Annotated in this window: 25 protein-coding genes and 1 pseudogene; 17 read left to right on the top strand and 9 right to left on the bottom strand. The window is 73.8% G+C overall.

Annotated elements, in window-relative coordinates; genetic code table 11:
* Positions 1-90 precede the first annotated feature (90 nt).
* From QWY28_RS18520 to QWY28_RS18495, 6 genes are all read left to right on the top strand, one after another.
* A complete protein-coding gene (locus QWY28_RS18520) occupies positions 91-1290 on the top strand; it encodes an acyl-CoA dehydrogenase family protein (protein ID WP_300954071.1) in 1200 nt (399 codons plus the stop codon).
* 58 nt (positions 1291-1348) lie between these two features.
* Positions 1349-2356, top strand: coding sequence for a hypothetical protein (locus QWY28_RS18515; protein ID WP_300954070.1), 1008 nt, complete (start codon positions 1349-1351; stop codon positions 2354-2356).
* A 17-nt stretch (positions 2357-2373) separates the two neighbouring features.
* Positions 2374-2520, top strand: coding sequence for a DUF1059 domain-containing protein (locus QWY28_RS18510; RefSeq protein ID WP_166195053.1), 147 nt, complete (start codon positions 2374-2376; stop codon positions 2518-2520).
* Between the two features lie 500 nt (positions 2521-3020).
* Positions 3021-3200: a DUF5302 domain-containing protein gene (locus QWY28_RS18505; RefSeq protein ID WP_300954068.1), complete on the top strand. Its 180-nt coding sequence runs from the start codon at positions 3021-3023 to the stop codon at positions 3198-3200.
* A 100-nt stretch (positions 3201-3300) separates the two neighbouring features.
* Positions 3301-3837, top strand: a complete 537-nt coding sequence (locus tag QWY28_RS18500; RefSeq protein ID WP_300954067.1) for a MaoC family dehydratase — start codon at positions 3301-3303, stop codon at positions 3835-3837.
* A gap of 67 nt (positions 3838-3904) precedes the next feature.
* A complete protein-coding gene (locus QWY28_RS18495; RefSeq protein WP_300954066.1) occupies positions 3905-5380 on the top strand; it encodes a peptide MFS transporter in 1476 nt (491 codons plus the stop codon).
* Here QWY28_RS18495 and QWY28_RS18490 read toward each other — a convergent pair.
* A complete protein-coding gene (locus tag QWY28_RS18490; RefSeq protein ID WP_300954065.1) occupies positions 5295-6503 on the bottom strand; it encodes an MFS transporter in 1209 nt (402 codons plus the stop codon). The two genes, QWY28_RS18495 and QWY28_RS18490, sit on opposite strands and share 86 nt — an antisense overlap.
* An 88-nt stretch (positions 6504-6591) precedes the next feature.
* Here QWY28_RS18490 and QWY28_RS18485 point away from each other — a divergent pair, with 88 nt between their 5' ends.
* The 5 genes from QWY28_RS18485 to QWY28_RS18465 are packed head-to-tail and all read left to right on the top strand — an operon-like array spanning position 6592 to position 10979.
* Complete coding sequence (locus QWY28_RS18485; RefSeq protein WP_300954064.1) at positions 6592-8589, top strand: CASTOR/POLLUX-related putative ion channel; 1998 nt, start codon at positions 6592-6594, stop codon at positions 8587-8589.
* A gap of 29 nt (positions 8590-8618) precedes the next feature.
* Positions 8619-9176, top strand: a complete 558-nt coding sequence (locus QWY28_RS18480; protein ID WP_300954063.1) for a histidine phosphatase family protein — start codon at positions 8619-8621, stop codon at positions 9174-9176.
* A 42-nt stretch (positions 9177-9218) separates the two neighbouring features.
* Positions 9219-9860, top strand: a complete 642-nt coding sequence (locus QWY28_RS18475; RefSeq protein ID WP_336622424.1) for a DUF6758 family protein — start codon at positions 9219-9221, stop codon at positions 9858-9860.
* Positions 9861-9879: 19 nt separating this feature from the next.
* Positions 9880-10065: a hypothetical protein gene (locus QWY28_RS18470; protein WP_300954061.1), complete on the top strand. Its 186-nt coding sequence runs from the start codon at positions 9880-9882 to the stop codon at positions 10063-10065.
* Positions 10066-10100: 35 nt separating this feature from the next.
* Positions 10101-10979 carry a PHP domain-containing protein gene (locus tag QWY28_RS18465; RefSeq protein ID WP_300954060.1) on the top strand — a complete coding sequence of 293 codons (879 nt, stop codon included), beginning with the start codon at positions 10101-10103 and terminating at the stop codon, positions 10977-10979.
* A gap of 12 nt (positions 10980-10991) precedes the next feature.
* Here QWY28_RS18465 and QWY28_RS18460 read toward each other — a convergent pair whose 3' ends face one another.
* The 7 genes from QWY28_RS18460 to QWY28_RS18430 form a co-directional block, all read right to left on the bottom strand.
* Positions 10992-11675: a response regulator gene (locus QWY28_RS18460; protein ID WP_300954059.1), complete on the bottom strand. Its 684-nt coding sequence runs from the start codon at positions 11673-11675 to the stop codon at positions 10992-10994.
* The gene (locus QWY28_RS18455; RefSeq protein ID WP_300954058.1) at positions 11672-14194 is read right to left on the bottom strand and encodes a DUF4118 domain-containing protein; all 2523 of its coding nucleotides are present in this window, start codon (positions 14192-14194) and stop codon (positions 11672-11674) included. The genes QWY28_RS18460 and QWY28_RS18455 overlap by 4 nt, the downstream gene beginning before the upstream one ends.
* An 81-nt stretch (positions 14195-14275) precedes the next feature.
* The gene (gene kdpC, locus QWY28_RS18450) at positions 14276-14854 is read right to left on the bottom strand and encodes a potassium-transporting ATPase subunit KdpC (RefSeq protein WP_300954057.1); all 579 of its coding nucleotides are present in this window, start codon (positions 14852-14854) and stop codon (positions 14276-14278) included.
* 4 nt (positions 14855-14858) lie between these two features.
* Complete coding sequence (gene kdpB / locus QWY28_RS18445) at positions 14859-16976, bottom strand: potassium-transporting ATPase subunit KdpB (protein WP_300954056.1); 2118 nt, start codon at positions 16974-16976, stop codon at positions 14859-14861.
* Positions 16973-18631, bottom strand: a complete 1659-nt coding sequence (gene kdpA, locus QWY28_RS18440; protein WP_300954055.1) for a potassium-transporting ATPase subunit KdpA — start codon at positions 18629-18631, stop codon at positions 16973-16975. Before kdpA ends, kdpB begins: the two co-directional genes overlap by 4 nt.
* Positions 18631-18720, bottom strand: a complete 90-nt coding sequence (locus QWY28_RS18435; protein WP_154614804.1) for a potassium-transporting ATPase subunit F — start codon at positions 18718-18720, stop codon at positions 18631-18633. Before QWY28_RS18435 ends, kdpA begins: the two co-directional genes overlap by 1 nt.
* A 281-nt stretch (positions 18721-19001) precedes the next feature.
* Entirely contained in the window at positions 19002-19760 is a 759-nt protein-coding gene (locus QWY28_RS18430; protein ID WP_300954053.1) for an SDR family NAD(P)-dependent oxidoreductase, read from the bottom strand.
* Between the two features lie 76 nt (positions 19761-19836).
* On the opposite strand from QWY28_RS18430, the gene QWY28_RS18425 reads away from it, so the two are divergent.
* The 6 genes from QWY28_RS18425 (at position 19837) to QWY28_RS18400 (ending at position 25157) form a co-directional block, all read left to right on the top strand.
* Positions 19837-20649, top strand: coding sequence for a ParA family protein (locus QWY28_RS18425; RefSeq protein WP_300954052.1), 813 nt, complete (start codon positions 19837-19839; stop codon positions 20647-20649).
* A 1-nt stretch (position 20650) separates the two neighbouring features.
* Complete coding sequence (locus QWY28_RS18420; protein ID WP_300954050.1) at positions 20651-21367, top strand: L,D-transpeptidase; 717 nt, start codon at positions 20651-20653, stop codon at positions 21365-21367.
* A 174-nt stretch (positions 21368-21541) separates the two neighbouring features.
* Positions 21542-22618, top strand: coding sequence for a FecCD family ABC transporter permease (locus QWY28_RS18415; protein WP_300954048.1), 1077 nt, complete (start codon positions 21542-21544; stop codon positions 22616-22618).
* Positions 22619-22627: 9 nt separating this feature from the next.
* Complete coding sequence (locus QWY28_RS18410; protein ID WP_300954046.1) at positions 22628-23626, top strand: ABC transporter substrate-binding protein; 999 nt, start codon at positions 22628-22630, stop codon at positions 23624-23626.
* Positions 23623-24450, top strand: a complete 828-nt coding sequence (locus QWY28_RS18405) for an ABC transporter ATP-binding protein (RefSeq protein ID WP_300954045.1) — start codon at positions 23623-23625, stop codon at positions 24448-24450. The genes QWY28_RS18410 and QWY28_RS18405 overlap by 4 nt, the downstream gene beginning before the upstream one ends.
* The gene (locus QWY28_RS18400) at positions 24447-25157 is read left to right on the top strand and encodes a class I SAM-dependent methyltransferase (protein ID WP_300954044.1); all 711 of its coding nucleotides are present in this window, start codon (positions 24447-24449) and stop codon (positions 25155-25157) included. Before QWY28_RS18405 ends, QWY28_RS18400 begins: the two co-directional genes overlap by 4 nt.
* On the opposite strand, the pseudogene QWY28_RS18395 reads toward QWY28_RS18400, so the two are convergent.
* A pseudogene (locus QWY28_RS18395) lies at positions 25154-26793 on the bottom strand (DEAD/DEAH box helicase); the annotation flags it as partial. The gene QWY28_RS18400 and the pseudogene QWY28_RS18395 sit on opposite strands and share 4 nt — an antisense overlap.
* Positions 26794-26802: the final 9 nt, after the last annotated feature.

Here is a 26802-nt window from a genome sequence, read left to right as displayed (position 1 = left end):
GGCATACCCCGGTTCGCTACCGAGCGGTAACCTCGCCGACACATCGCCGTACCTCCCCACCCGCACCCATCACCGAACGAGGAGCAGTCCATGGGCCGCCTGTGCGAGACCGAGGGTCTCACCGAGGAGCAGACCGAGATCGTCAAGGCGGTCCGCACCTTCGTCGACGAGAGGATCCTGCCGGTCGCGACCGAGCTGGAGCACGCCGACGAGTACCCCCAGGAGATCGTCGACGGGCTCAAGGAGCTCGGCATCTTCGGGCTGATGATCCCCGAGGAGTACGACGGGCTGGGCGAGTCGCTGCTGACGTACGCGCTGTGCGTCGAGGAGATCGCGCGCGGCTGGATGAGCGTCTCCGGCGTCATCAACACCCACTTCATCGTGGCCTACATGCTCATGCGGCACGGCACCGAGGAGCAGAAGAAGAAGTACCTGCCGAAGATGGCCACCGGCGAGATCCGGGGGTCGTTCTCGATGTCGGAGCCGGGCCTGGGCTCGGACGTCTCGGCGATCAAGACCAAGGCCGTCAAGAACGACGCCGGTGGCTACACCATCGACGGCCAGAAGATGTGGCTGACCAACGGCGGCACCTCCAACCTGATCGCCGTGCTGGTCAAGACCGACGAGGGCGCCGACTCGGTCTACCGGAACATGACGACCTTCCTGGTGGAGAAGGAGTCCGGCTTCGGCGAGACCGCGCCCGGGCTGACCATCCCCGGCAAGATCGACAAGATGGGCTACAAGGGCGTCGACACCACCGAGGCGGTCTTCGAGGGCCACCAGGTCGCCGCCGAGCAGGTCCTGGGCGGGGAGCCGGGCAAGGGCTTCTACCAGATGATGGACGGCGTCGAGGTCGGCCGCGTGAACGTCGCCGCCCGCGCGTGCGGCATCGCGCTGCGCGCCTTCGAGCTGGCCATCGCCTACGCCCAGCAGCGCGAGACCTTCGGCAAGCAGATCGCCGACCACCAGGCGATCCTGTTCCGCCTCGCGGAGATGGCGACCAAGGTCGAGGCCTCCCACGCGATGATGGTCAAGGCCGCCCGCCTCAAGGACTCCGGCAAGCGGATGGACGTCGAGGCCGGCATGGCCAAGATGCTCGCCGCGGAGTACTGCAACGAGGTCGTCCAGGACTCCTTCCGCATCCACGGCGGCTACGGCTACTCCAAGGAGTACGAGATCGAGCGCCTCTACCGCGAGGCCGCCTTCATGCTCATCGGTGAGGGCACCTCCGACATCCAGAAGATGATCATCGGCCGCTCGCTGCTCAAGGACTACAAGCTCAAGGCCTGACCCGCTCGGACCAGCACCACCTCGGACCACCCGGTCCGCCACGGCTACCCTTCGGGGCGTGGCGAGCCGGGTGGTCCTGCACGTGGGGCTGATGAAGTCCGGCACCTCCTACCTCCAGCAGCGGCTCGGCGCGAACCGCGCGCTCCTGCGCGAGCGCGGCGTGCTGTTCCCCGGCGAGACCTGGCGCGACCAGGTGCTGGCCGTCTCCGACGTGCTGGAGCGCAAGCAGGCCGGGCCGGCCGCCCGCGGCCGGTGGGCCGCGCTGGTCGCCGAGGCCGCGGCGCACGACGGTGTCGTGGTGGTCAGCATGGAGTTCCTCGGCCCCGCCCCGCCGGAGCGGATCGCCGAGGTCGTCGGGTCCTTCGGCGAGGTGCCCGTCGAGGTGGTGCTGACGCTGCGCGACCTCGGCCGCGGGGTGCCGGCCATGTGGCAGGAGAGCCTGCAGAACGGCGGCACCACCGACTGGACGACGTACGTCGCGGGGCTGGCCGGCAAGCGGCGCCCCGCCCGCGCCTTCTGGCGGCAGCAGGGGATGGGCCGGATCGTCGGCAACTGGGCCGCGGCCGTCGGGACCGGGCGGACCACCGTCGTCACCGTCCCGCCGCCCGGCGCGGCCTCGGGGCTGCTGTGGGAGCGGTTCTGCCGCGCGACCGGGATCGACGGGGAGGGCGCCGCCCCGGTCGAGCCCGCGAACACCTCCCTCGACGGAGCCTCCGCGCTCGTCCTGCTCGACCTCAACCGGCGGCTCGAGGCCGCCGAGCTGTCGTCCGCGGACTACCACACGCTCGTGAAGTTCGGGCTGGCCAAGCGGGTCATGGCCGGGCGGGGCGGCCCGGCCATCGGCTTCACCCCGCCGCCGTGGCTGGTCGAGCGCTCCGCGGAGGTCGTCGAGCGGGTCGCCGCCTCCGGCGCCCGGGTGGTCGGTGACCTCGCCGAGCTCCGGCCGGTCGCGGTGCCCGGCGTCGACCCGTCCTCGCTACCGGCCGAGGAGCGGCTCGCGGCCGCGGTCGACGTGCTCGCCGGGCTGACCGTCCAGCGTGCGGACCGGCGACGCACCGACGGCTGAGGGGCTAGCGTGCGGGCATGAAGACACGTCTCACCTGCCCCTGCGGCGAGGTCGTCAAGGGCGCCGACGAGGACGAGCTGGTCGAGAAGGCCCAGGCCCACCTCGCCGACCAGCACCCCGGCCGGGAGTACGAGCGGGAGATGATCCTGTTCATGGCCACCTGACCCGCCCCGCTGGTCGAGCAGCGAAGGCCGCCAGGCCTGAGCGTGTCGAGACCCCGTGAGCCGAACCGCGACCGCATCCCCGCTGGTCGAGCAGCGAGCGCCAGCGAGCGTGTCGAGACCCCGTGAGCCGAACCGCGACCTCGGTGACGCCATCCCGCCTGCGGCGGGCGGGGTGGCTGGCTCCCGCGTCGCTCGGCGGCCCTCGCTCGCTAGCCGGGGTACGCCGGGTGGTGGGTCGGCGCCTGCGGCTCCCGCCGGCCGAGCAGGCCCGGTCCACCAGGCCTGCGCTCGTTCCTCGCTCCGGCCCGCCAGACCCGACCACGACCGGGCCTGCCCGCCCGTCGTCCGCCTCCGGCCCCGACCCGCGCGGCGTACCTGTCCCTCGGCTGGGCCCCGGCGCGGCGGCGGCCGGGGGAGAGGATCGGGACCTCGATAACCCGTCGACACGGGTGACGGGGGCTGGGACGGTGGGGGTCCGGCAGCGACCCTCGGGAGGAACCATGACGAGCAACGGCAACGACGACCTGAAGGCGCGGATGAAGGCGGCGCTGGACCGCAAGCAGGCCAACGACCCGGGGGTGCCGCGGGACCGGCCGGCGAAGGCCAAGGCGCACGGGCCCGAGGTGGTCGGTGGGGCGCCGAAGATGCACCGCCGCAAGGCCGGCGGCGGGGGCGCGTGAACCTACCGTGAGGTAACCCACGGCGCGCAGCAGTGACGGAGGGGACGGACCCCGGGCAGGATGGCCGGGATCCGTCCCCTGAGTCGTTGAAGGAGCCCCCGTGCAGTTCGGTCGCAGCTATGAGGAGTTCGAGGTCGGTGCGACGTACAAGCACTGGCCCGGCAAGACGGTCACCGAGTTCGACGACCACATGTTCTGCCTGCTGACCATGAACCACCACCCGCTGCACCTGGACAGCAACTACGCCGAGGAGACCACCCAGTTCGGCAAGAACGTCGTGGTCGGCAACTACGTCTACTCGATCCTGCTCGGCATGTCGGTGCCGGACATCTCGGGCAAGGCGATCGCCAACCTCGAGATCGAGTCGCTGCGCCACGTCGCGCCGACCTTCCACGGCGACACGCTCTACGGCGAGACCCGCGTGCTGGACAAGTGGGAGTCGACGAGCAAGGACGACCGCGGCGTGGTCCACGTCGAGACCATCGGCTACAACCAGGACGGCAAGGTCGTGTGCATCTTCCGCCGCAAGGTGATGGTGCCGAAGGACAACTACCTCGAGCAGCGCGGCGGCGAGCAGCCCGGGCGCCCGGTCCCGCAGCCGGACAAGAACTGGCCGGGGCCCGACGCCGGCGAGTGACGCACGTGGCGCAGGCATCACCCCTGCGCCGTACTGACCACGGCGGGTCCGGGGCACCGGACCCGCCGTGACTCACGTCGACACCGCCCGTCCGGACCGCACGCCCGGGGCGGAGGACCGCGGTTTCCTCGGCCAGCCGCGCTCGCTGGCGAACCTGTTCGGCGTCGAGCTGTGGGAGCGGTTCAGCTTCTACGGCATGCAGGGCATCCTGCTGATCTACCTCTACTACGAGGCCACCGACGGCGGCCTCGGCCTGGACCAGGGCACCGCCACCGGCGTCGTCGGGGCGTACGGCGGCTCGGTCTACCTCTCCACCATCCTCGGCGCCTGGCTGGCCGACCGCGTGCTCGGCCCGGAGCGCACGCTCTTCTGGTCCGCGGCGGTCGTGATGGCCGGCCACCTCGCGCTGGCGCTGGTCCCGGGCTTCGCCGGCGTCGGCATCGGCTGCGTGCTGATCGCGCTGGGCAGCGGCGGGGTCAAGGCGACCGCGACCAGCCTGGTCGGGTCGCTGTACGCCGAGGGCGACGAGCGCCGCGACGCCGGCTTCTCGTTGTTCTACATGGGCATCAACATCGGCGCCCTCGTCGGACCGCTGCTCACCGGCCTGCTGCAGGAGGAGGTCGGCTTCCACTGGGGCTTCGGCCTCGCCGCGGTCGGCATGGCCGCGGGCCTGGCGCAGTACGCCGTCGGGCGCCGCCGCCTGCCGCCGGAGACCGCCGTCGTGCCGAACCCCCTGCCGCGCCCGAAGGCCGTCCGGTACGCCGCCGCGGCGGCCACCGTGGTGCTCGTCGTCGCGGTGCTGGCGGCCACGGGGGTCGTCACCGTCGACAACCTCGACGACTGGGTCGCGGGCGTGACGCTGGCGGCGGCCGTGGCGTACTTCGCGGTGATCCTTACCAGCCGGCAGGTCGACGCGACCGAGCGGAGCCGCGTCTGGTCCTTCGTGCCGCTGTTCGTGGTGAACGCGGTGTTCTGGTCGCTCTACCAGCAGCAGTTCACCGTGGTGACGATCTACTCCGACGAGCGGCTCGACCGCGACCTGCTCGGCTGGGAGATGCCGGTCTCGTGGGTGCAGTCGATCAACCCGGTCTTCATCATCGCGCTGGCCGGCGCGTTCGCGGCGCTGTGGACGCGGCTGGGGCCGCGCCAGCCGTCGACGCCGGTCAAGTTCGGCCTCGGCACGATCACGATGGGGGCGGCGTTCCTGCTGTTCCTGCTGGCGCCCGAGGGCGCGGGATCGGTGCCGGTGCTCGCGCTCGCCGCGATCCTGCTGGTGTTCACCATCGCCGAGCTGCTCATCTCGCCGGTCGGCCTGTCGCTGTCGACCAAGCTCGCGCCGCGGCAGTTCCGCACCCAGATGGTCGCGCTCTACTTCCTGTCGGTCTCGCTCGGCACGACCATGGCCGGCCGGCTGGGGGAGTACTACGACCCGGAGGACGAGGGCGGCTACTTCCTCGTCATCGGGCTGGTCGCGATCGTCGTCGGGGCGCTGCTCCTGCTGGCGACGAGGCCGGTCCGGCGGCTGATGGCGGGGGTGCACTGACCGCGGCGAAGGTCCGCGCGAGCGGCAGGAGCGCGAGCACCAGCACCATCGGCACCGCGAAGCCGAGCCGCAGCGACCCGGCCCCCGCCAGCCCGGTCAGCACCGACCCGAGCAGCCCGCCGACGTAGTTGAACTGGTTGAACCGGGCCACGACGGCGTCCACCCGCGCCTGGTCGCCGCCGGCGATCCGGGCGGCGGCGGAGAAGCTCAGCGGGGCGATGACCGCCACGCCGGCGCCCAGCAGCGTGAAGCCCGCGACCGCCACCGGCCAGGTCGGCGCCAGCACGACGACCGCCAGCGCCAGCGCCGCGACGACGGCACCCACGCGCAGCACCGGCACGGCGCCGTACGTCGCCACCAGCCGGTCGCCGGCCAGCCGCACGACCAGGCTGGCGAGCAGGTAGGGGAACGTCGCGAGGGCGACCAGCCGCTCGGGCGCGGAGACCACGTCGTCGAGGTAGAGCGGTCCCCAGGCGGCCGAGGCGCTGTCGACCATGTAGAAGACGACCATCGCTGCGCCGACCAGCGCGATCGGACGCCACGGCACGGCCGCCGCCTCGAGCACGACGTCGGGGTCGGGTGGGGCGTGCACGCGCGGGAGGTACGGCGCCGCGGCGGCCAGCAGCGGCACGACCGCGAGCGCGGCGGTCACGCCGAGCGGCAGCGTGGCCGTCGCCAGCGTGGTGGCCGCGCCGACGAGGCCGCCGAGGGTCCAGCACCCGTGGAGTGAGGGCAGCAGGGGCCGGCCGTAGCGGTGCTCGACGGCGACGGCCTGCATGTTCGTGGCCGCGTCGACCAGGCCGAGCGCGAAGCCGTAGCCGACGATGCCCGCCACGAAGACGGCCCGGTCGCCGGCCAGCACCAGCGTCGGCAGCGCCAGCGCCATGACCAGCAGGCCGGCGCGGAGCAGGCGTGCGCTGTCGTGCCGCGCCGCGACCCGCTCGGCGACGACCGAGCCGACACCCGCCGCCAGCACCAGCACGAGCAGCAGCATCGACAGGGCGACCTCGGAGAGGCCCCAGCGGTCGGAGAAGTCCGGCAGCCGCGTCGTCAGGCTGATGAAGACCAGGCCCTGGGTCGCGAAGGCGGCTGCGGCCGCGGCGCGGGCCCGGGTCGGTGGCACCCGAGGATCGTGGCACGCGACATGGCCACATCGGGTGGTTCCTGGGCGAAACGCCCCCGCGGCGGCCCCGGGTGTGGACGATCGCGCCATGGCCAGGACCGGGCACCAGCTCCGAGCACGCACCCACCGCGGACCGAGGCGGGCCGACCGCCACGGGGCGCCGGTCGCCGGCCTGCGCGGCGGGAAGGCCGGCACCCGGCCGGCACCGCGGCCCCGCCCGCGACCGCGGCACGGCACGGGTGCGCGACTGCGCTACTGGTTCGACAACTCCATGGCCGGCGGCACGCCCGCGCTCATCGCCTGGCTGAGCGTCGCCACCCTCGTGCTCATCACCGCCTTCGCGGTGCTCGTCACCCTCACCGGGCTGCGCGAGTCCGACGGCGACGAGGGCTTCGCCCAGGAGCTGTTCGCCGCGCTCCTGCACGCGCTCGACCCCGGCACCATCGGCGGCGACACCGGGAGCTGGCGCTTCCTGCTGACGATGCTGCTGCTCACGATCGGCGGCCTGTTCATCGTCAGCGCGCTCATCGGCGTGATCGCCACCGGCATCGACGCCAAGCTGGCCGAGCTGCGGCGGGGGCGGTCGCTCGTGCTGGAGTCCGACCACACCGTGGTCCTGGGGTGGTCGGACTCGGTCTTCACCATCCTGCGCGAGCTCGCCATCGCCAACGAGAGCCGGCGCCGCCCGGTCGTGGTCGTGCTGGCCGACCGGGACAAGGTCGAGATGGAGGACGAGATCCGCGCGAAGGTCCCGGACCTGCGCGGCACCCGCGTCGTGTGCCGCTCGGGCTCGCCGATGGACCTCGACGACCTGCGCCTGGCCAGCCACGCCACCGCCCGCTCGGTCATCCTGCTCGCGCCCGACTCCGAGGACCCCGACGCCGAGGTGATCAAGACCCTGCTCGCGCTCACCCACGGCGGCCAGGACGGGCCGCGGATCGTCGCCGAGATCCGCAACCCCACCAACCTCGAGGCGGCGCGGCTGGTCGGCACCGACCGCACCGTGCTGCTCGACATCCGCGAGACCGTCGCCAAGCTCGTCGTCCAGACCTCGCGCCAGTCGGGCGCGGCGGCCGTCTACACCGAGCTCTTCGACTACGAGGGGGACGAGATCTACTTCCTCTCCGGCCACGCGCTGGACGGCTCGACGTACGCCGACGCGCAGCTGGTCCACGAGCACGCCTCGGTCATCGGGCTGATCGACCCCGCGGGGAACCCGAAGCTCAACCCGCCGCCGGACACCGTCGTCGCCGGCCACACCCTCGTCGTGGTGGCCGAGGACGACGAGGGCCTGGAGCACGCGCCGCGCAGCACCGTCGCCCCGGACCCGACCGCGCTGGGCACCGAGGAGGGGTACGGCGAGCACCCGACCCGCGCCCTGCTGATTGGCTGGAACGAGCGGGCGCCGATCGTGCTGCGCGAGCTGGACCACTACGCGCCGCCCGGCTCCACCCTGACCGTGCTGACCTCGCACGGCGACGCCGCCGTCCCGGAGCTGTCCGGCCTCGCGGTGACCGTCGAGCGCGGCTCGACGACGGACCGGGCGCTGCTGGAGCGGCACGTCGTCGCCGGCCTCGACCAGGTCATCGTGCTCTGCTACTCCGAGGACCTGCCCGCGCAGGCGGCGGACGCGCGCACGCTGGTGACGCTCCTCCACGTGCGCGACATCCTCTCCCGCCTCGGCGAGACGACGCCGGTGGTCAGCGAGATGCTCGACGACCGCAACCGGGCGCTGGCCCAGGTCGCTGACGTGGACGACGTGGTCGTCAGCGGGGAGATCGTCTCGCTGGTGGTCACCCAGCTCAGCGAGGACCCGCGCCTCGAGGCGGTCTTCGGCGAGCTGCTCGGCAACGAGGGCAGCGAGATCTACCTGCGGCCGGCCGAGTGGTACGTGCGGTCCGGCCAGGAGGTCACCTGGGCGACGGTCGTCGCCGGCGCCTCGCGCCGCCGGGAGACCGCGCTGGGCTGGAAGTCCGACGCCCTCGCCGAGGACGGCCAGCCCTACGGCGTGGTCGTCAACCCGCCGAAGTCGCGCACGTTCGAGGTCCGGGCGGGTGACCGCGTGGTGGTCCTCGCCGAGGAGTGAGACACGCGCCGAGCGGCAACTGCGCAGGCATGAGCGAGCTGTGGCTGGTCCGGCACGGGCAGACCGAGTGGAGCCGGGACCACCGGCACACGTCGGTGAGCGACCTCCCCCTCCTGCCCGAGGGCGAGGAGGTGGCGCGGACGCTGCGCGAGCGGCTCGCCCCGGGCGACTTCGAGGTCGTGCGCACCAGCCCGCGGCAGCGCGCGCGGCGTACCGCCGAGCTGGCCGGGTTCCCCGACGCCGAGGTCGACGAGGACCTCGTCGAGTGGGCGTACGGCGAGTACGAGGGCATCACGACCGACGAGATCCGGGAGACCGTCCCGGGCTGGACCGTCTGGAACCACCCCAGCCCGGGCGGCGAGACGGCCGAGGAGGTGACCACCCGGCTCGACCGCGTCGTCGAGCGGGCCCGGGCGGTCGAGGGCCGCACGCTGGTCTTCGCGCACGGGCACTGCCTGCGCGCGCTCGCGGCCCGGTGGCTCGGCCTGCCCGTAGCCGGCGGCCGGCACCTCAAGCTCGGCACCGCCACGGTGTCGGTGCTCGCGTGGGAGCGGGAGACGCCGGTCGTCGAGCGCTGGAACGCCTGACCGACGCTTGACGGGGGCCGCCGGATCGGCGCATATGGAGCCATGTCGCTCTCGGCCGGGTGCCCCCGTTGTCCGACCCCCGTGGCGCAGGCCGCCCCCGACGGCGGCTGGTCCTGCCCCGACCACGGGTCGATCGACCCGCTGTGGCGCCCCGAGGAGGCGTCGTACGACGGGTTCGTCGACCAGCTGCGCCGGGCCGGCCCGTTCCCGACGTACCTCCCGTGGCCGATGAGCCCCGGCTGGTCGGTCACCGACTTCGGCGTGGTCGGCACCGGGCCGGAGCGGGCGCGGGCCACCATGACCTGCTGCTCGGGCACCAGCGAGCTCGACGGGCCGGTCGACGTGCTGGTGGTGACCGAGGAGGCCGGGACCGGGCTCGGCGCCCGCTGCGCCGGCACGGCGTACGCCGACCCGGGCGCCGAGATCGGCGAGGGTCCGCCGGCGGTCAAGGTGCGGCTCGACAACCAGGCCGTCGGGCTGTGGCCGGTCTCGACGAGCGCCGCCACGGGGGAGTGGGACCGCTCGGTGGTCGCCGGCGAGGCGCGCGGACGGTGGCTCTGGCTGGTGCTTCGGCCGGCCTCCGCGATGCTGCTGCTGCGCGACGACTGGATCCTGCGCGACGTCTCCTCGCTGGGGCCGGGGCTGGTGGAGACCGCGTTCGGGGGCCCGCGGCCGTCCTGGTGAGGGTGGGTACCTGCCGGGCGTGTACCAGGACAACCGACCCTGCGACGTCTGCGGCTCCGAGGTGCGCCTGCGCGCCCACGAGGCGACCGAGGACCCCGAGGAGGCCACGGTCCGTGGCGACAACGACAGCACCGTGGACGAGCGGGTCTGCACCAACCCCGACTGCCCGACGAACGCCGGCGGGGCGGGCGCCCCGCGGCCCTGACCGGGCCGTCGGCGCCCCCGCCTACCCTGGGACCCGTGCGCATCGACCTCCACACCCACTCACGGGCCAGCGACGGCACGCAGAGCCCGGGTGACCTGGTCCGCGCCGCGGCGGCCGCGGGGCTCGACGTCCTCGCGATCACCGACCACGACACCGCCGACGGCTGGGCCGAGGCCGAGCGCGCCGCGCTCGAGGTCGGCATCGAGCTGGTCCGCGGCATGGAGGTCAGCACCCGCCACCAGGGGCGCGGCGTGCACCTGCTCGCCTACCTGCCCGACCCGACGTACGCGCCGCTCGTCGAGCAGCTGACCCGCGTGCTCGAGGGGCGCCAGGCCCGCGTCCCCGACATGCTCGCCCGCCTCCACGCGCTCGGCATCGAGGTCACCGACGCCGACGTCGCCCGCGCCGCCGACGGCACCGCCGCGACCGGCCGCCCCCACGTCGCGGACGCGCTCGTCGCGGTCGGGGTCGTGCGGGACCGCACCGAGGCCTTCGACCGCTACCTCGGCGCCGGCCGCCCGGCGTACGTCGACCGGTACGCCGCCCCGCTGGCCGAGACCATCCGCCTGGTCACCGAGGCCGGCGGCGTGACCGTCGTGGCGCACCCGTGGGGCCGCTCGCAGCGCGAGTGGCCGGGCGAGCCGGAGCTGGCCGGGCTGCAGGCCGCCGGGTTGAGCGGCATCGAGGTCGACCACGAGGACCACACCCCCTCCAGCCGCGACAAGCTGCGCGCCATCGCCCGCAACCTCGACCTGGTCGTCACCGGCTCCAGCGACCACCACGGCACCGGCAAGATCGACCACGAGCTCGGCTGCAACACCACCGACCCCGAGCAGTACGCCCGGCTGCTCGCGGCTGCCGCCGAGGCCGCCGGCCGGGCCGGCCGCACGCCGCCGGCCGTCGTCCGCCCCTGAGGGTCCCCCGGCTCAGTCCTCCCGCGGCGCGAAGCGGTAGCCCAGCCCCGGCTCGGTGATGAACAGGACCGGCGCCGCGGGGTCGCGCTCGAGCTTGTGCCGGATCGCGGAGAGGTGCACGCGCAGGTAGTTGCTGTTGCGCTCGTACGTCGGCCCCCACACGGCGTGCAGCAGCTCGGCCTGCCGCACCAGCCGGCCGCGCCGGCGCACCAGCAGCTCCACCAGGCGCCACTCGGTCGGGGTGAGGTGGATGACCTCGCCGTCCCGGCTCGCCCGGGAGTCGGCGACGTCGAGCACCAGCCCGTCGACCTCCAGCCGCTCGGGGCGGGTCTCCTGCTGGGTGCGCCGGGTGGCGACGCCGACCCGGGCGAGGAGCTCCTCGAGGGAGAACGGCTTGCTGATGTAGTCGTCCGCGCCGAGGTTCAGCGCCTCGACCTTGTCGACGGCCTCCGAGCGTGCGGAGACGACGATCACCGGGACCTGGGTGAACGCGCGGAGCCGGGTGAGCACCGCGACGCCGTCCAGGTCGGGCAGGCCCAGGTCGAGCAGGACGACGTCGGGCATCCGCTCGTCGACGACCTGCAGCGCCGACCGGCCGTCGCCGGCCGTCTCGACGTCGTACCCGCGGGCGCGCAGGTTCACCGAGAGCGTCCGCCGGATCGCCGGGTCGTCGTCCACCACGAGCACGAAGGTCACTGGTCTCCTCCTGAGGAGCTGGGGTCGGCCCGGGGCAGCTCGAGGACGAAGGTCAGGCCGCCGCCGGGGGTGTCCTCGGCGCTGATCGTGCCGCCGAAGGCCTCGAGCAGGCCGCGCGCCACGGCGAGCCCGAGGCCCACGCCGTCGGATCCGGGGACGTCGCCGAGGCGCTGGAACGGCGAGAACAGCTGGTCGTGCTGCTGCTCGCGCACGCCGGGGCCGGTGTCGGCGATCCGCACGGCGAGCCGACCGGCGTCCAGGGGGGTGGCGTCGACGGTGATCTCGGCGTCGGCGGGGGTGTACTTCAGCGCGTTCTCGCACACGTTCGCCACGACCCGGTCGAGCAGGCCGGGGTCGGCGAGGACGGCGTGCTCCTCGGCCACCTCGACGCGGATCCGCTCGCTGCCGGGCAGCCCGGCGAGCGTGGCCCGGATGGCGGGGCCCAGCGCGACCACGTCGACGGCGGCGGTGATCGAGCTGGTGTGGATCCGGCTCATGTCGAGCAGGTTGTCGACCAGCGAGATGAGCCGCTCGGTGGCCTCCTGGATCGTCGACACGAACTCGGCGCGGTCCTCCTCGGTCCACGCCACGTCGGAGGCGCTCAGGCTGTCCGCGGCCAGCTTGACCGCCGACAGCGGCGAGCGCAGGTCGTGGGAGACCGCCGCGAGCAGCGCGGTGCGGGTCCGGTCCACCTCGCTGAGCCGCAGCCGCTCGACCTCGGCGGCGGTGGCGGCGCGGCGCTCGAGGAGCACGCGCGCGTACGCGGCGTACGCCGTCAGCAGGCCGCGCTGGGAGGCGGGCAGCCGGCTGCCGTACAACGCCAGCACCGTGTCGTCGCCGACGTCAGCGACCATGCCCGCCTGGCCGGCGTCGCCGACGGCGGTGCCGTGCGAGGCCAGGCACAGCTCGGCGCCCCCGGCGGGCGCGTCGGCCCGTCGCACGATCGCGGCGCCGTCGGCGTTGAAGACCTCGCAGGCCGACCGCAGCAGCCCGGAGGGGTCGTCGGTGGCGTTGAGCAGGCTGTGCGCGAGGACCGTCAGCGCGTCGGCCTCGCCGCGCGCCCGACGGGCCTGATGGGTCTGCCGGGCGGCGTTGTCGACCACGGTCGCGACGGCGACGCCGACCAGGACGAACAGCGCGAGCGCGAGCACGTTCTCGGGCTCGTCGATGGTCAGCACGTAGGTGGGGGAGACGAAGAGGAAGTTCAGCAGCAGCCCGCTGACCAGGGCCGCGACCACCGCCGGGACCAGCCCGCCGATGAGCGCGGTGGCGACCACGATCGCCATCAGCACCATCGACTCGGTGGTCAGGCCGTGCCAGTCGTGGGTCCACCACAACAGGAGGCTGACCAGGGCCGGTGCCAGGACCGAGAAGAGGAAGCCGGCGGTACGGCGCCGCCGGCTGAGGACCTCGGGCGCCCGCCGGTCGGCGTTGGCACGCCGGGCGTAGTCGTGGGTGACGATGTGGACGTCGATGTCGCCGGAGCCGGCGACGACCCGCTCGCCGACGCCGGGGCTCACCAGCGTCGCCGCCCGGCCGCGGCGGCTGGCGCCGACGACGATCTGGGTGGCGTTCTCGGCGCGGGCGAAGTCGAGGATGCCCTGCGCGGGGTCGTCGCTGATCACCGTGTGGAAGCTGCCGCCGAGCTCCTCGGTCTTCTGCCGCAGCCGGTCGAGCACCTCCGGCGAGACGCCCGCCAGCCCGTCCTGCCGGGCGACGTACAGCGTGTGCCACTCGCCGGCCGAGACCCGCGAGGCGATCCGGGCGGCCCGCCGCATCAGCGTGGTCGACTCGGGGCCGCCGCTGACCGGCACGATGATCCGCTCGCGGGTCGCCCAGGTCGAGTCGATGTCGTGCTTGGCGCGGTAGCGCTCCATGCCCTCCTCCACCCGGTCGGCCAGCCACAGGAGGGCCAGCTCCCGCAGCGCGGTGAGGTTGCCCTCCCGGAAGTACTGCGACAGCGCGGCGTCGACCTTGTCGGCGCTGTAGACGTTGCCGTGCGCCATCCGGCGCCGCAGCGCCTGGGGGCTCATGTCGACCAGCTCGATCTGGTCGGCGGACCGCACCACGCTGTCGGGAACGGTCTCGCGCTGCCGGACCCCGGTGATCGCCTCGGTCACGTCGTTGAGCGACTCCAGGTGCTGGATGTTGACGGTCGTGACCACCTCGATGCCGGCGCGGCGCAGCTCCTCGACGTCCTGCCACCGCTTCTCGTGCCGGCTGCCGGGGACGTTGGCGTGGGCGAGCTCGTCGACGAGCACGACGGCCGGGGCACGGCGCAGGACGGCCTCGACGTCCATCTCCTCCTGCACCGTGCCGCGGTAGGAGAGCCGGCGTCGCGGGACGACCTCCAGGCCCTCGGCCGCCTCGACCGTCCGCGGACGCTGGTGCGTCTCGACGTAGCCGATGACGACGTCGGTGCCCCGCTCGGCCCGGCGGCGCCCCTCCTGCAGCATCGCGAAGGTCTTGCCGACGCCGGGCGCCGCGCCGAGGTAGACCCTCAGCCTTGCTCGTTCCATCGTTCCCTCTCGCGAGACGGGCGCCCGCGCGCGCCCTCCCACATCATCGGACCGGCGCCCCCTCCTGCGCCGGCCGGGTGGTCAGCGGCGCGTCTCCTCGAGCACGGCGACGTTGAGCTCGAGCACGTTGACGCCGGGCTCGCCGAGGAAGCCGAGCGAGCGGCCGTCGGTGTGCTCCTCGACCAGGTCCGCGACGACCGACAGCTCCAGCCCGTTCGCCTCGGCCACCCGGGGCGCCTGGAGGGCGGCGTACGCCGGCGAGATGTGCGGGTCGAGCCCCGACCCGGACGCGGTGACGGCGTCCGGGGGGACGTCGCCCTCGTCGACGCCCTCGGTCGCGGCCACCGTGGCGCGCCGCTCGTCGATGAGGGCGAGCAGGTCGGTGCTCGAGGGCCCGAGGTTGCTCGGCGCCGACGCCAGGGAGTCGTGGTCGTTGGCGGAGGGGCGGGAGTGGAACCACGCGTCGCCCTCGAACTGCTGGCCGAGCAGGCGGGAGCCGACGACCGCCCCGTCCACCTCCACCGGTTGGCCCTCCGCCCGGGCGCCGAACGCCTGGCCGGCGGCCCACACGGCGACGGGGTAGACGACGCCGAGGAGCAGGGTGAGGACGAGCAGCATGCGGAGCGCCGCCAGCGACTGGCGGGAGAAGTCCTTGATCATGAGGTCAGCCGATCCCGGGGATGGTGGAGACGAGCAGGTCGATGAGCTTGATGCCGACGAACGGGACCAGGACGCCGCCCAGGCCGAACACCAGCATGTTGCGGCGCAGCACCTCGGTGGCCGCCGCGGGACGGAAGCGCACGCCGCGCAGGGCCAGCGGGATGAGCGCCACGATGACCAGCGCGTTGAAGATGACGGCCGAGAGGATCGCCGACCGCGGCGTCGCCAGGCCCATCACGTTGAGCGCGTCCAGCGAGGGGTAGGCGGCCACGAACATCGCCGGGATGATCGCGAAGTACTTCGCGATGTCGTTGGCGATGGAGAACGTCGTGAGCGCCCCGCGAGTGATGAGCAGCTGCTTGCCGATCTCGACGATGTCGATGAGCTTCGTCGGGTCGGAGTCGAGGTCGACCATGTTGCCGGCCTCCTTGGCCGCCGACGTACCGCTGTTCATCGCGACGCCGACGTCGGCCGCCGCGAGTGCGGGGGCGTCGTTGGTGCCGTCCCCGGTCATGGCGACCAGCCGCCCGCCCGCCTGCTCCTTGCGGATGTAGTCCAGCTTGTCCTCGGGCGTGGCCTCGGCCAGGAAGTCGTCGACACCGGCCTCGTCGGCGATGGCGCGGGCGGTCAGGGCGTTGTCGCCGGTGACCATCACCGTCCGGATGCCCATCGACCGCAGCTGCGCGAAGCGGTCGGCCATGCCGTCCTTGACCACGTCCTTGAGGTGGACCACGCCGAGAGCGGCGCTCTCCCCGCCGGGTCCCTGCGAGCCGATGAGCAGCGGGGTGCCGCCCTGCCGGGCGATGTCGTCGACGGTGGCGATGACTCGAGGGTCGATGTCGACGCCGAGCCAGGCGGCGATGGCGGAGCTGGCGCCCTTGCGGATCTGCGTGCCGTCGGCGAGGTCGACGCCGGACATGCGGGTCTGGGCGGTGAACTCGACGAAGTCGAGGCCCGCGGGCAGGTCCTGGTCGTCGGCTCCCTGGCTCAGGGCGAGGGTGACGATGGAGCGGCCCTCGGGGGTCTGGTCGGCCAGGCTGGCCAGGCGGGCCGCGTCGCGCAGCTCCTCCTCGGTGACGCCCGGTGCGGGCAGGAAGGCGCTGGCCTGGCGGTTGCCGTAGGTGATGGTGCCGGTCTTGTCGAGCAGCAGCGTGGAGACGTCACCGGCGGCCTCGACCGCCCGCCCCGACATCGCGAGCACGTTGACGCGCACGAGCCGGTCCATGCCGGCGATGCCGATCGCCGAGAGCAGCGCCCCGATCGTGGTGGGGATCAGGCAGACCAGCAGGGCGATGAGCACCACCAGCTCCTGCGGGGCGCCGGCGTAGTCGGCCATCGGCGGCAGCGTCGCCACGGCCGCCAGGAACACCAGCGTCAGGCTGACGAGCAGGATCGAGAGCGCGATCTCGTTGGGCGTCCTGCGCCGCGACGTCCCCTCGACGAGGCTGATCATCTTGTCCAGGAACGACTCCCCGGCAGCGGCGGTGATGCGCACGACGATGCGGTCCGAGAGCACGGTGGTGCCGCCGGTCACGGCGCTGCGGTCGCCGCCCGCCTCGCGGATCACGGGGGCCGACTCGCCGGTGATCGCCGACTCGTCGACGCTCGCGATCCCCTCGACGACGTCGCCGTCGCCGGGGATGACCTCCCCGGCCTCGACGACGACGCGGTCGCCGACGCGGAGCCGGGTGCTCGGGACGGACGTCGTGGCGCCGGTGTCGTCCAGCAGCCGGGCGACGGTGTCGGACCGGGTGGCGCGCAGCGAGGCCGCCTGCGCCTTGCCGCGACCCTCCGCCACCGCCTCGGCGAGGTTGCCGAAGAGGACGGTCAGCCACAGCCAGACGGCCAGCCAGGTCGCGAACGCGCTGGGGTCGACGACGGCGACGACGGTCGTCAGGACCGAGCCGCACCACACCAGGAAGAGCACGGGGGAGCGCCACAGGTGACGGGGGTCGAGCTTGCGGAACGCCTCGGGCAGCTGAGCGAGCGCCTGGGCGGCCAGCACGCGCAGGCCGGTGCTCGACGCGGCGTGGACGAGGGTGCCGGCCCCCGGGCGGTGCGCAGCGGCGTCGGTGGTCGGGCCGGCGTCGGGAGCCGGGGTGGGAGTGGTCGTGGTGCTCATGCGAGTGCCTCAGCAATGGGTCCGAGGGAAAGGGCGGGGAAGTAGGTCAGGGCCGTGAAGACGACGACGACGCCGACCAGGAGGGTGACGAAGACCGGCTTGTGCGTGGGCAGGGTCCCGGCCGTCGTCGGGACGCGTCCCTGCTCGGCCAGGGACCCGGCGAGCAGCAGGACGAGCACGATCGGCACGAGGCGGCCGAGCAGCATGGCCAGGCCGATGGTGATCTGGAAGAAGTCCGACGTCACGGTGATGCCGCCGAAGGCGCTGCCGTTGTTGTTGGCGCCGGAGGTGTAGGCGTACAGCACCTCGCTGAAGCCGTGCCCGCCCGGGTTGCCCAGGGCGTCGCTCGTGGAGCCCAGGGCGATCGCCACGCCGGTCCCCACCAGCACGAGTGCCGGCGTGACGAGCATGTACGTCGCGACGTACGTCATCTGGCGGGCGCCGATCTTCTTCCCGAGGAACTCCGGGGTGCGGCCCACCATGAGGCCGGCGATGAAGACCGCGACGATGGCCAGGACGAGCATGCCGTAGACGCCCGAGCCCACACCGCCCGGCGTGACCTCGCCGAACATCATGTTCAGCAGGACCATGCCGCCGCCGGTGGGCGTCAGGGAGTCGTGGGAGGCGTTGACCGCACCCGTCGAGGTGCCGGTGGTCGCGACGGCGAAGAGGGCCGACGCCCACTCGCCGAACCGCGTCTCCTTGCCCTCCATCGCCGCGCCCGCCGCCTGCGCCGCCTGGGAGCGGGCACCGACCTCGGCGGCGGTCACCGCGGCCAGGGAGACCGCGAAGAGCACGCCCATCGCAGCGAGCACGGCGAGGCCCTGGCGGCGGTTGCCGACGAGGGTCCCGAGCGTGCGCGTCAGGCAGACCGGGATCAGCAGGATCAGGAGGACCTCGAGCAGGTTGGTGTAGCCGTTGGGGTTCTCGAAGGGGTGCGCGGAGTTGGAGTTGAAGAAGCCGCCGCCGTTGGTGCCGAGCTCCTTGATCGCCTCCTGGCTGGCGACCGGCCCGCCGGTCAGCACCTGGCCGTGCCCGGCCAGGGTGTCCATCGGGGTGTCGGAGAAGGTCTGGACGACACCGCCGGCCATGAGGAGGACGGCGCCGACGGCCGCGATCGGCAGCAGGATGCGCAGGGTGCCGCGGGTCAGGTCCACCCAGAAGTTCCCGAGGTTGCCGGTCCGGGCGCGGGTGAAGCCGCGGATCAGGGCGACGGCGACCGCCATGCCGACCGCGGCCGACGCGAAGTTCTGCACCGCCAGGCCGGCCATCTGGACCGTGAAGCCCAGCGTCGACTCACCGGCGTAGGACTGCCAGTTGGTGTTCGCGACGAAGGACGCCGCGGTGTTGAACGACATCCAGAACGGCACGCCGGGCAGGTCCCGGCTGAAGGGCAGGTGCGCCTGCGCCAGCTGCATCGCCATCAGGAGCACGACGCCGACGAGGGAGAACCCGACGACGCTGACGGCGTAGGACCGCGCGGACTGCTCGGCGCGGGGGTCCACGCCGGTCAGCCGGTAGACCAGGCGCTCGGCGCGCAGGTGGCGGTCGCTGCTGTAGACGGCCGCCATGTAGTCGCCGAGCGGCCGGTAGGCGAGGGCGAGGAGCGCGACCAGCGCCGCGATGGACACCAGACCCGCGAGGGTGTCGGACATCAGAAGCGCTCCGGGAGGACCAGGGCCGCCAGGAGGTACGCCGCTGCAACGACGACTGCCGCGATCAGCAGTCCACTTTCAAGACTCATGGGCCTCAGCAAAGACCTCGCCCGAGGCGCCACCGGCGGTCTTGTCGCGTTCTTGACGGACCTTGACACGAGATTGCCGGGCCCGTCCGCACCCGGCCGCGCGCTCCTGGGTGGTGTCGAGCGACCCTGCGGTCGCTCCACACACGTCCTGCCCTGTGTTCAGCGACGCTGTGGTCGCTTCACACGCGTCGCAGCCCCACACGGGGCGCCTCGGGAGCGCGTCAGGGGCGCCTCGGAGGCGGCAGCCCGCCGGCCCGGCTGACCGGGCGAAAGGTGTCCTGCTACTTGCGACCCATCGACTGGAAGCGCTGGAGCACGCCGCTGGGCACCGCGCGGGCCAGGGTGGCGATCGCCTTGTAACGGGCGCTCGGGATCGAGAACACCCGGCCGGCCTCGTGGTCGGCGAGCGCGGTGCGGACCAGCTCGTCGGCGTCGAGCCAGAGGAACGACGGGGCGGAGTCCCGGCTCACGTCCATCCGCTCGTGGAACTCGGTGCGGGTGAAGCCGGGGAGCAGGGCGGTGATGGTGACGCCCTGCGGGCGGTACTCGTTCGCGGCCCACTCGCTGAAGCTGTTCACCCACGCCTTGGCCGCCGAGTAGGTGCCGCGCGGGAGGTACGACGCGACGCTGGACACGTTGATCACGCCGCCGTGCCCGCGCTCGGTCATCGGGCCGAGCGCGGCATGGGTCAGCCGGAGCACGGCGGTGACCAGCACGTCGAGCATCGCGGTCTCGAGGTCCGCGGAGTTGTCGAGGAAACGCTCCTTGAGGCCGAAGCCGGCGTTGTTGACCAGCAGGTCGACCGGGCGGTCGCGGTCGGCCAGCCTCGCCTCGACCGCGGCCATCCCGGCGCGGTCGGCGAGGTCGGCGGCGAGGACCTCGACGGCGACGCCGTGGCCGGAGCGCAGCTCCTCGGCGACCGCGTCGAGCCGCGCGGTGTCGCGGGCGACGATCACCAGGTCGTCGCCGCGGGCGGCGAGCTGCTGGGCGAAGGAGCGGCCGATGCCGGCGGTCGCGCCGGTCACGAGAGCGGTGGGCATGGGGTCAGTGAAACAGCCGCGCGCAACAGCGGTGTCGCCCCGTTCCGGAGCGCGGTCTCGGGCATGATGAGCGACGATGACCACCACACTCGCGATCGCCAACCAGAAGGGCGGCGTCGCCAAGACGACGACGGTCGCCTCGCTGGGCGCGGCGCTCGCCGAGCTCGGGCACTCCGTGCTGCTGGTGGACCTCGACCCGCAGGCGTGCCTGACCTTCTCCCTCGGCATCGATCCCGAGGACCTCGAGACGTCGGTCCACCAGGTGCTGACCCAGGGCGTCGACGCGACCGAGGTCGTCATCGAGACCGAGGACGGCGTCGACCTGCTCCCGGCCACGATCGAGCTGGCCCGCGCCGAGGCCGACCTGCTCACCCGCACCGGCCGCGAGCACGTCGTCAAGGGCGTCATCGAGGACCTCGAGGACACCTACGACTGGGTGCTGCTCGACTGCCCGCCCTCCCTGGGGGTGCTCACGGTCGCCGCGCTCACCGCCGCGGACGGGGTGCTCGTCCCGCTGCAGTGCGAGACGCTCTCGCACCGCGGCGTCGGCCAGCTGCTCGACACCGTCCACGACGTACGCCGCTTCACCAACAAGCGGCTCGAGGTCTGGGGCGTGCTGCCCACCCTCTTCGACGGCCGCACGAACCACTCCCGCACGGTGCTCGAGACGATCGCGGAGACCTACTCCCTCGACGTGGTCGAGCCGCCGATCCCCAAGACGATCAAGTTCGCCGAGGCGCCCGCAGCCGGCCGGTCGATCCTGGCCACCAGCCGCAGCAGCAAGGGCGCCCAGGCCTACCGGGAGGTCGCCGTGGCCCTGGTCGAGCGCGCCGCCCGCCCCCGCCGGGCGACCCGGAAGCCCGCCCGGAAGCCCGCGCGGGAGGCCTGACGTGGGCAGTCACCGCGCCACCCCGGTCCGGCCGCGCTACGGCCGGATCGCGACGCTGGCGGCCTCGCTCGCGGTCACCGCGGTCGCGGTGCTCGGTGGCACCGGGGTGCTGGGGGACGCGACGTCCGCCGCCGACAGCGCCGGCACGTCCGCGGCGGTCGCGCGTGACCCGGCGGTCGGCTCGACGACGCCCGCCCCCGAGGACGAGGGCAGCGCCTCCGCGCTCGCCCTGGCTGCAGAGGAGCAGTCCGCGGGGGAGCAGTCCGCGGGGGAGGAGGCCGGTCAGGAGCCGGCGCTCGACCCGCAGCAGGACACCTCGCTCCCGCCCGACAGCGGCCGCGGCACCCGCGTCGTCTTCAGCGAGAGCCGCCAGCGCGTCTGGCTGGTCGAGGGCCGCAAGCGGGTCGTGCGCACCTACCTCGTCTCGGGCAGCGTCGAGGACAACCTCGATCCCGGGACGTACGCCGTGTACTCCCGCTCCGAGCAGGCGTACGGCATCGACGACTCCGGCACGATGAAGTACTTCGTGCGGTTCACCCAGGGCGAGCGCGCCGCGATCGGCTTCCACGACATCCCCGTCGACGAGGGCCGCAAGGTGCAGACGGTCGCCCAGCTCGGCACCCCGCTCTCGCACGGCTGCATCCGGCAGAAGCGCGCGGACGCCATCGCCCTGTGGGAGTTCGCCCCGCTCGGCACCACGGTCGTCGTCACCGCCTGACCCGCGGCCGCCCGCTCGGCGGCGTACTTCTCAGGGAGCTCCTGCACTTCTCAGGGGAGATCTGCCCCGGTATGTGCAGGAGTCCCCGGTTCACCGGGGACTCCTGCACCCCCGTGCCGTCCGCAGAGACGCGACCGATAAGTTGTTGCAAGTCATGTGCAACAAGGGACGCGGATGAGCGTGGTGGCGACCGACCTCCACGCGGCGGAGCGGTGGGGGTCGCTGCGCGCGACGGCGTGGCTCGTCGGCCTGGGCTGCCTGCTGGTGGCGACCGTCGTGGTGGGCGTCGGGGCCGGGGCGGTCGCCGTACCCCCGGCCACCGTCGCGCGGGTGCTCGGCCACCACCTGCTCGGCGTGCCCGGCGAGGTGACGTGGAGCCTGCCGCAGGACGCCATCGTGTGGCAGGTGCGGCTGCCGCGCGTGGTCCTCGGCGTGCTCGCCGGGGCCGGCCTGGCCGTCTGCGGCGTCGCCCTCCAGGCGATGGTCCGCAACGTGCTGGCCGACCCGTACCTCCTCGGCGTCAACTCCGGCGCCTCCAGCGGCGCGGCCGCGGCCATCCTGTTCGGGTTCGGGTCCGGCCTCGGCGAGCACGCGCTGCCGGCGAGCGCCTTCCTCGGCGCCCTCGCCGCCTCCGCCCTGGTCTTCGCCGTCGCCCGCTCGGCCGGCCGGGTCACCTCGGTGCGGCTGCTGCTGGCGGGGGTCGCCGTCGGCTACGCGCTGTACGCCGCCACGAGCTTCCTCATCTTCGCCTCCGGCTCCGCGGAGGGTGCCCGCTCGGTGATGTTCTGGCTGCTCGGGTCGCTCGGGCTGGCGCAGTGGGACGCGCCGCTGGCCGTGGTCGCGGTCGTCGTGCTGGCCACGCTCGTGCTGCTGACCGGGTGGGGCCGGCGGCTGGACGTGCTCGCGCTCGGCGACGACACCGCCCGGGCGCTCGGCACGTCGCCCGACCGCTTCCGCACGCTCCTGCTGCTGGTCGTCGCGCTCTGCGTCGGGGTCCTGGTCTCCGCCGCGGGGAGCATCGGCTTCGTCGGCCTGGTCGTCCCGCACCTCGCCCGCCGCGCGGTCGGCGGGCGGCACGTGCGGGTCGTGCCCGTCGCCGCGCTGATGGGCGCTGTCCTCCTCGTCTGGGCCGACGTCGTCGCCCGGGTGCTGCTCCAGCCGCAGGAGATCCCGATCGGGATCATCACCTCCCTCGTCGGCGCGCCGTTCCTCCTGCTCCTCGTCCGCCGGCTCCACGCCACGACCACCTGAGAGGCCACCGTGTCCCGTCCGGTCCTGTCCGCCGTCCTGCTGTCCGCGACGCTCGCCCTCACCGCCTGCGGCCACGCCGGTGCCGGCGCCGGCGCAGCGTCCCCCGCGACCGCCGGCGACGCCTACCCGGTCACCGTCAAGAACTGCGGCGCCGAGGTCACCTTCGCCGCTCCGCCCGAGCGGGTCGTGCTGCTCAAGAGCGCCTCGGTGCCGTTCCTGCGCGAGCTCGACGTGCTCGACCGGGTGACGGCGCGGGCCGGTCAGTACCCCGCCGGCTACTACGACGAGGACACGCGCGCCGAGCTCGACGAGATCCCGCTGCTCACCGACCGCACGGACACCGCGGGCCACCTGCAGATCTCGCGCGAGACCGTGATCGGCCAGGAGCCGGACCTGGTCGTCGGCGAGGTCGACAACCTCTCGCGCGGCTCGCTGGCGGCCGTCGGCATCCCCCTGCTCGAGGAGCCGGGCCTGTGCGACGAGGGCCTGGCCGACCCGGGCTTCGACGACGTCGAGGAGCAGCTGCGGACCTACGGCCGGGTCTTCGACCGGCCCGAGCAGGCCGAGGCGGCCGTGGTGGACCTCCGCGCGCGCGTCCGCGCCGTCGAGGACCGGGTCGGTGCCGGCTCCGGGCTGAGCGCCGCGGTGCTCTACCCGACCGTCGGTGGCGGCACGACGTACGCCTACGGCACCCGCAGCATGGCGCAGCCGCAGCTCGAGGCCGCCGGGCTCGAGAACGTCTTCGGCAACGTCGACGAGCGGGTCTTCGAGGTGACCCTCGAGGAGCTGCTCGGCCGCGACCCCGACGTGCTCGTCCTCCTTCACGGCGACGGCGACCCCGCGGCGGTCGAGGCGGCCGTCGCCGACCTGCCGGGCGCGGAGCGGCTGACGGCGCTGCGCGAGGGGCGGGTGGTCACCCAGCTGTTCAACTTCACCGAGCCGCCCACCCCGCTGTCGGTGACCGGCCTGGAGAACCTCGTCGACCGGCTCGAGGAGGTCGCGCCGTGATCACCGCCCACGACGTCTCCTGGGCGTACGCCGCCGGGCCGGTCGTCGCGGGCGTCCACCTGCGCACCGAGCCCGGCCGCGTGCTGGGCCTGATCGGGCCCAACGGCAGCGGCAAGACCACCCTGCTGCGGCTGCTCCACGGCGCCCTGCGGGGCGCGACCGGCCGGGTGTCGGTCGACGGCGAGGACCTGGCCGGCCTCGGGGCCCGGGAGGCGGCCCGCCGGCTGGCCGTCGTGGTGCAGGAGGCCGCGGACGACTCGACCCTCACGGTGGCCGAGATGGTCCTGCTCGGGCGCAGCCCCCGGCTGGGTGCCTTCCAGCGCGCGGGCGTCCACGACCGGAGGGTCGCGGCCGAGAGCCTCGCCCGGGTCGGGGCCGGCCACCTCGCGGGTCGGTCCCACGCCGAGCTCTCCGGCGGCGAGCGGCAGCGTGTCCTCATCGCGCGGGCGCTCGCGCAGGAGGCCACCCACCTGCTGCTCGACGAGCCCACCAACCACCTCGACGTCCGCTACCAGCACGAGGTGCTGGGCCTGGTGCGCTCCCTCGCCCACGACGCCGGCACCTGCGTCGTCGTGGTGCTGCACGACCTCAACCTCGCGGCGCGCTACTGCGACGACCTCGTCCTCCTCGGCGGTCGCGCCGCCGGCGGCCGGGTCGTCGCCGCGGGCCCGGCCGAGGAGGTCCTGGACCCGGCGGTGCTCGAGCCGGTCTACGGCATCGGCGTCCGCCCGGTCCGCCTCGAGGGGCGGCTGCACCTGCTCTTCGAGCCCCTCGCCGCCCCCGTCCCAGCCGCACCAGCCACCTCCCTGAAGGAGCCCGCATGACCGACGCCCCCGTCCAGGAGCGCATCGACGCCTACTGGACCCGCCGCGCCCCCGCCTACGACGACCACCAGCAACGTCCCGAGCGCCGCGACCTCGACCGCGCGGCGTGGACGGAGGTCTGGCGCTCGGCCCTCCCGGCGGCGCCGGCCGACGTGCTCGACGTCGGCACCGGCAGCGGGCACGTCGCCTGCCTCCTGGCCGCGGCCGGCCACCGGGTGACCGGCATCGACCTCGCCGACGGCATGCTCGCCCGAGCCCAGCAGCACGCCGCCGGCCTGGCGTCGCCGCCGCGGTTCGTGCGCGGCGACGCCGTCGACCCCGACCTCCCGGCGGGCTCGTTCGACGCGGTCGTCGGGCGCTACGTCATGTGGACGCTGCGCGAGCCCGTCGCCGCGGTCCGCCGCTGGGCGCGGCTCCTGCGGCCCGGCGGCGTCGTCGCGATGGTCGACAGCACGTGGTTCCCCGAGGGGATCGGCGCGGGCGCCGGCGACGCCTTCGCCGCGGCGTACGACGCGGAGGTGCGCGCCGCGCTGCCGCTCGCCGAGGCCCCGAGCATCGACCCGACGGCGGACGCGCTGCGCGCCGCGGGGCTGGTCGACGTCACCGTCACCGCGCTGGAGGGCGTCCTCGAGCTCGACCGCGCGCACGGCGTCGCGCCGGGCCACGAGGTCCGGCTGCAGCACCTGGTGACCGGCCGCGTGGCCTAGGTCCTCCCGGACACGACGAGGGGCCGCCCGATCGGATCGGGCGGCCCCTCGTCGTACGTCGGGTGCCGGGTCGGCGTGGAGGTCAGTCCTCCGCGCCGGCGGCGGCCGGCTGGCCCTCGCCCGCGCCGCCCGAGCCACCGCGACGGCGGCGACGACGGTTGCGGCTGGGCGCGCCCTCGGCGGGCGCTTGGTCGGCGGAGGCGGCCACGGTGGCGCCGGCGTCCGAGGTGCCCTCGGCGACCGTCGCGCCGCTGCGGGTGCGGGTCCGGCTCCGGTTGCGGTTCCGGGCGGGCCGCTCGCCGCGGTCCGCCCCGCCGCGGTCGCCCCGGTCGGAGCGCTCCTTCTTCTCCACCGGCTTCGGGGGCACGATGCGGCCCTTGGTGCCGGCCGGGATGCCCTGGTCGGTGAAGAGGTGCTCGGAGGTGGAGTAGGTCTCGACCGGCTCGTCGAAGGGCAGGTCGAGCGCCTTGTTGATCATCTTCCACCGGTGCAGGTCGGCCCAGTCCACGAAGGTGATCGCGGTGCCGGTGGCGCCGGCGCGGCCGGTGCGGCCGATCCGGTGGACGTAGGTCTTGTCGTCCTCGGGGCAGGTGTAGTTGATGACGTGCGAGACGCCGCGGACGTCGATGCCGCGGGCGGCGACGTCGGTGGCGACGAGGACGCGGATCTTGTCCTCGCGGAACTTCGCGAGCGCCTTCTCGCGCGCCACCTGCGCCATGTCGCCGTGCAGCGGGCTGGCGCTGAAGCCGCGCTCGACCAGGTCGTCGGCCACGCGCTGCGACTGCCGCTTGGTGCGGGTGAAGACGATGATCTTCTCGGCGTCCTCGGCCTGCAGGACGCGCCCGATGATCTCCGGCTTGTCGAGGTCGTGGGCCTGGTAGATGAACTGTGCGGTCGCCGGCACCATCGTGGTGTCGTACGACGACTCCGCGCGGATGTTCATCGGGTGCCGCATGTGGGTGCGGGCCAGCGCGACGATCGCCGAGGGCATCGTGGCGGAGAACAGCATCGTCTGGCGCGTCTCGGGCGTCATCTTCAAGATGCGCTCGACGTCGGGCAGGAAGCCCAGGTCGAGCATCTCGTCGGCCTCGTCGAGCACCAGCGCGTGGACGTGCGAGAGGTCGAGCGACCGGCGGTTGGCCAGGTCGATGAGGCGCCCGGGCGTGCCGACGACGATGTCCACGCCCGCCTCGAGCGCGTCGAGCTGGGTGTCGTAGCCGACGCCGCCGTAGACGGTGAGCACGCGGAGGCCGGTGTCCTCGCTGGCGATGTGGAGGTCGTTGGAGACCTGGAGCGCGAGCTCGCGGGTCGGCGCGACGATGAGGGCCTGCGGCTTGCCCTGCGGGAGGTCGGCGTACGCCGGGTCCTTCGGGGAGACGCTGCGCTGGAGCACCGGGATGCCGAAGGCGAGGGTCTTGCCGGTGCCCGTGCGGGCCTGGCCGATGAGGTCGGTGCCCATGAGGGCGACGGAGAGGGTCATCTCCTGGATCGCGAACGGGGTCGTGATGCCGTGACGCTCGAGGGCGTCGCAGATCTCGGGAAGCACCCCGAGCTCTCGGAAGGTCGTGGTGGTCAGTGTTCTTCTGCTTTCGTGAGTTCCGGCCGGATCGACCGAAGGTGTCCTGGTGCGGCGGACTCACGGGGT

Origin of the sequence: Nocardioides oceani (assembly GCF_030412965.1) — a bacterium.
Classification (GTDB): domain Bacteria; phylum Actinomycetota; class Actinomycetes; order Propionibacteriales; family Nocardioidaceae; genus Nocardioides; species Nocardioides oceani.
This window is presented reverse-complemented; position numbering and strand designations above follow the sequence as displayed.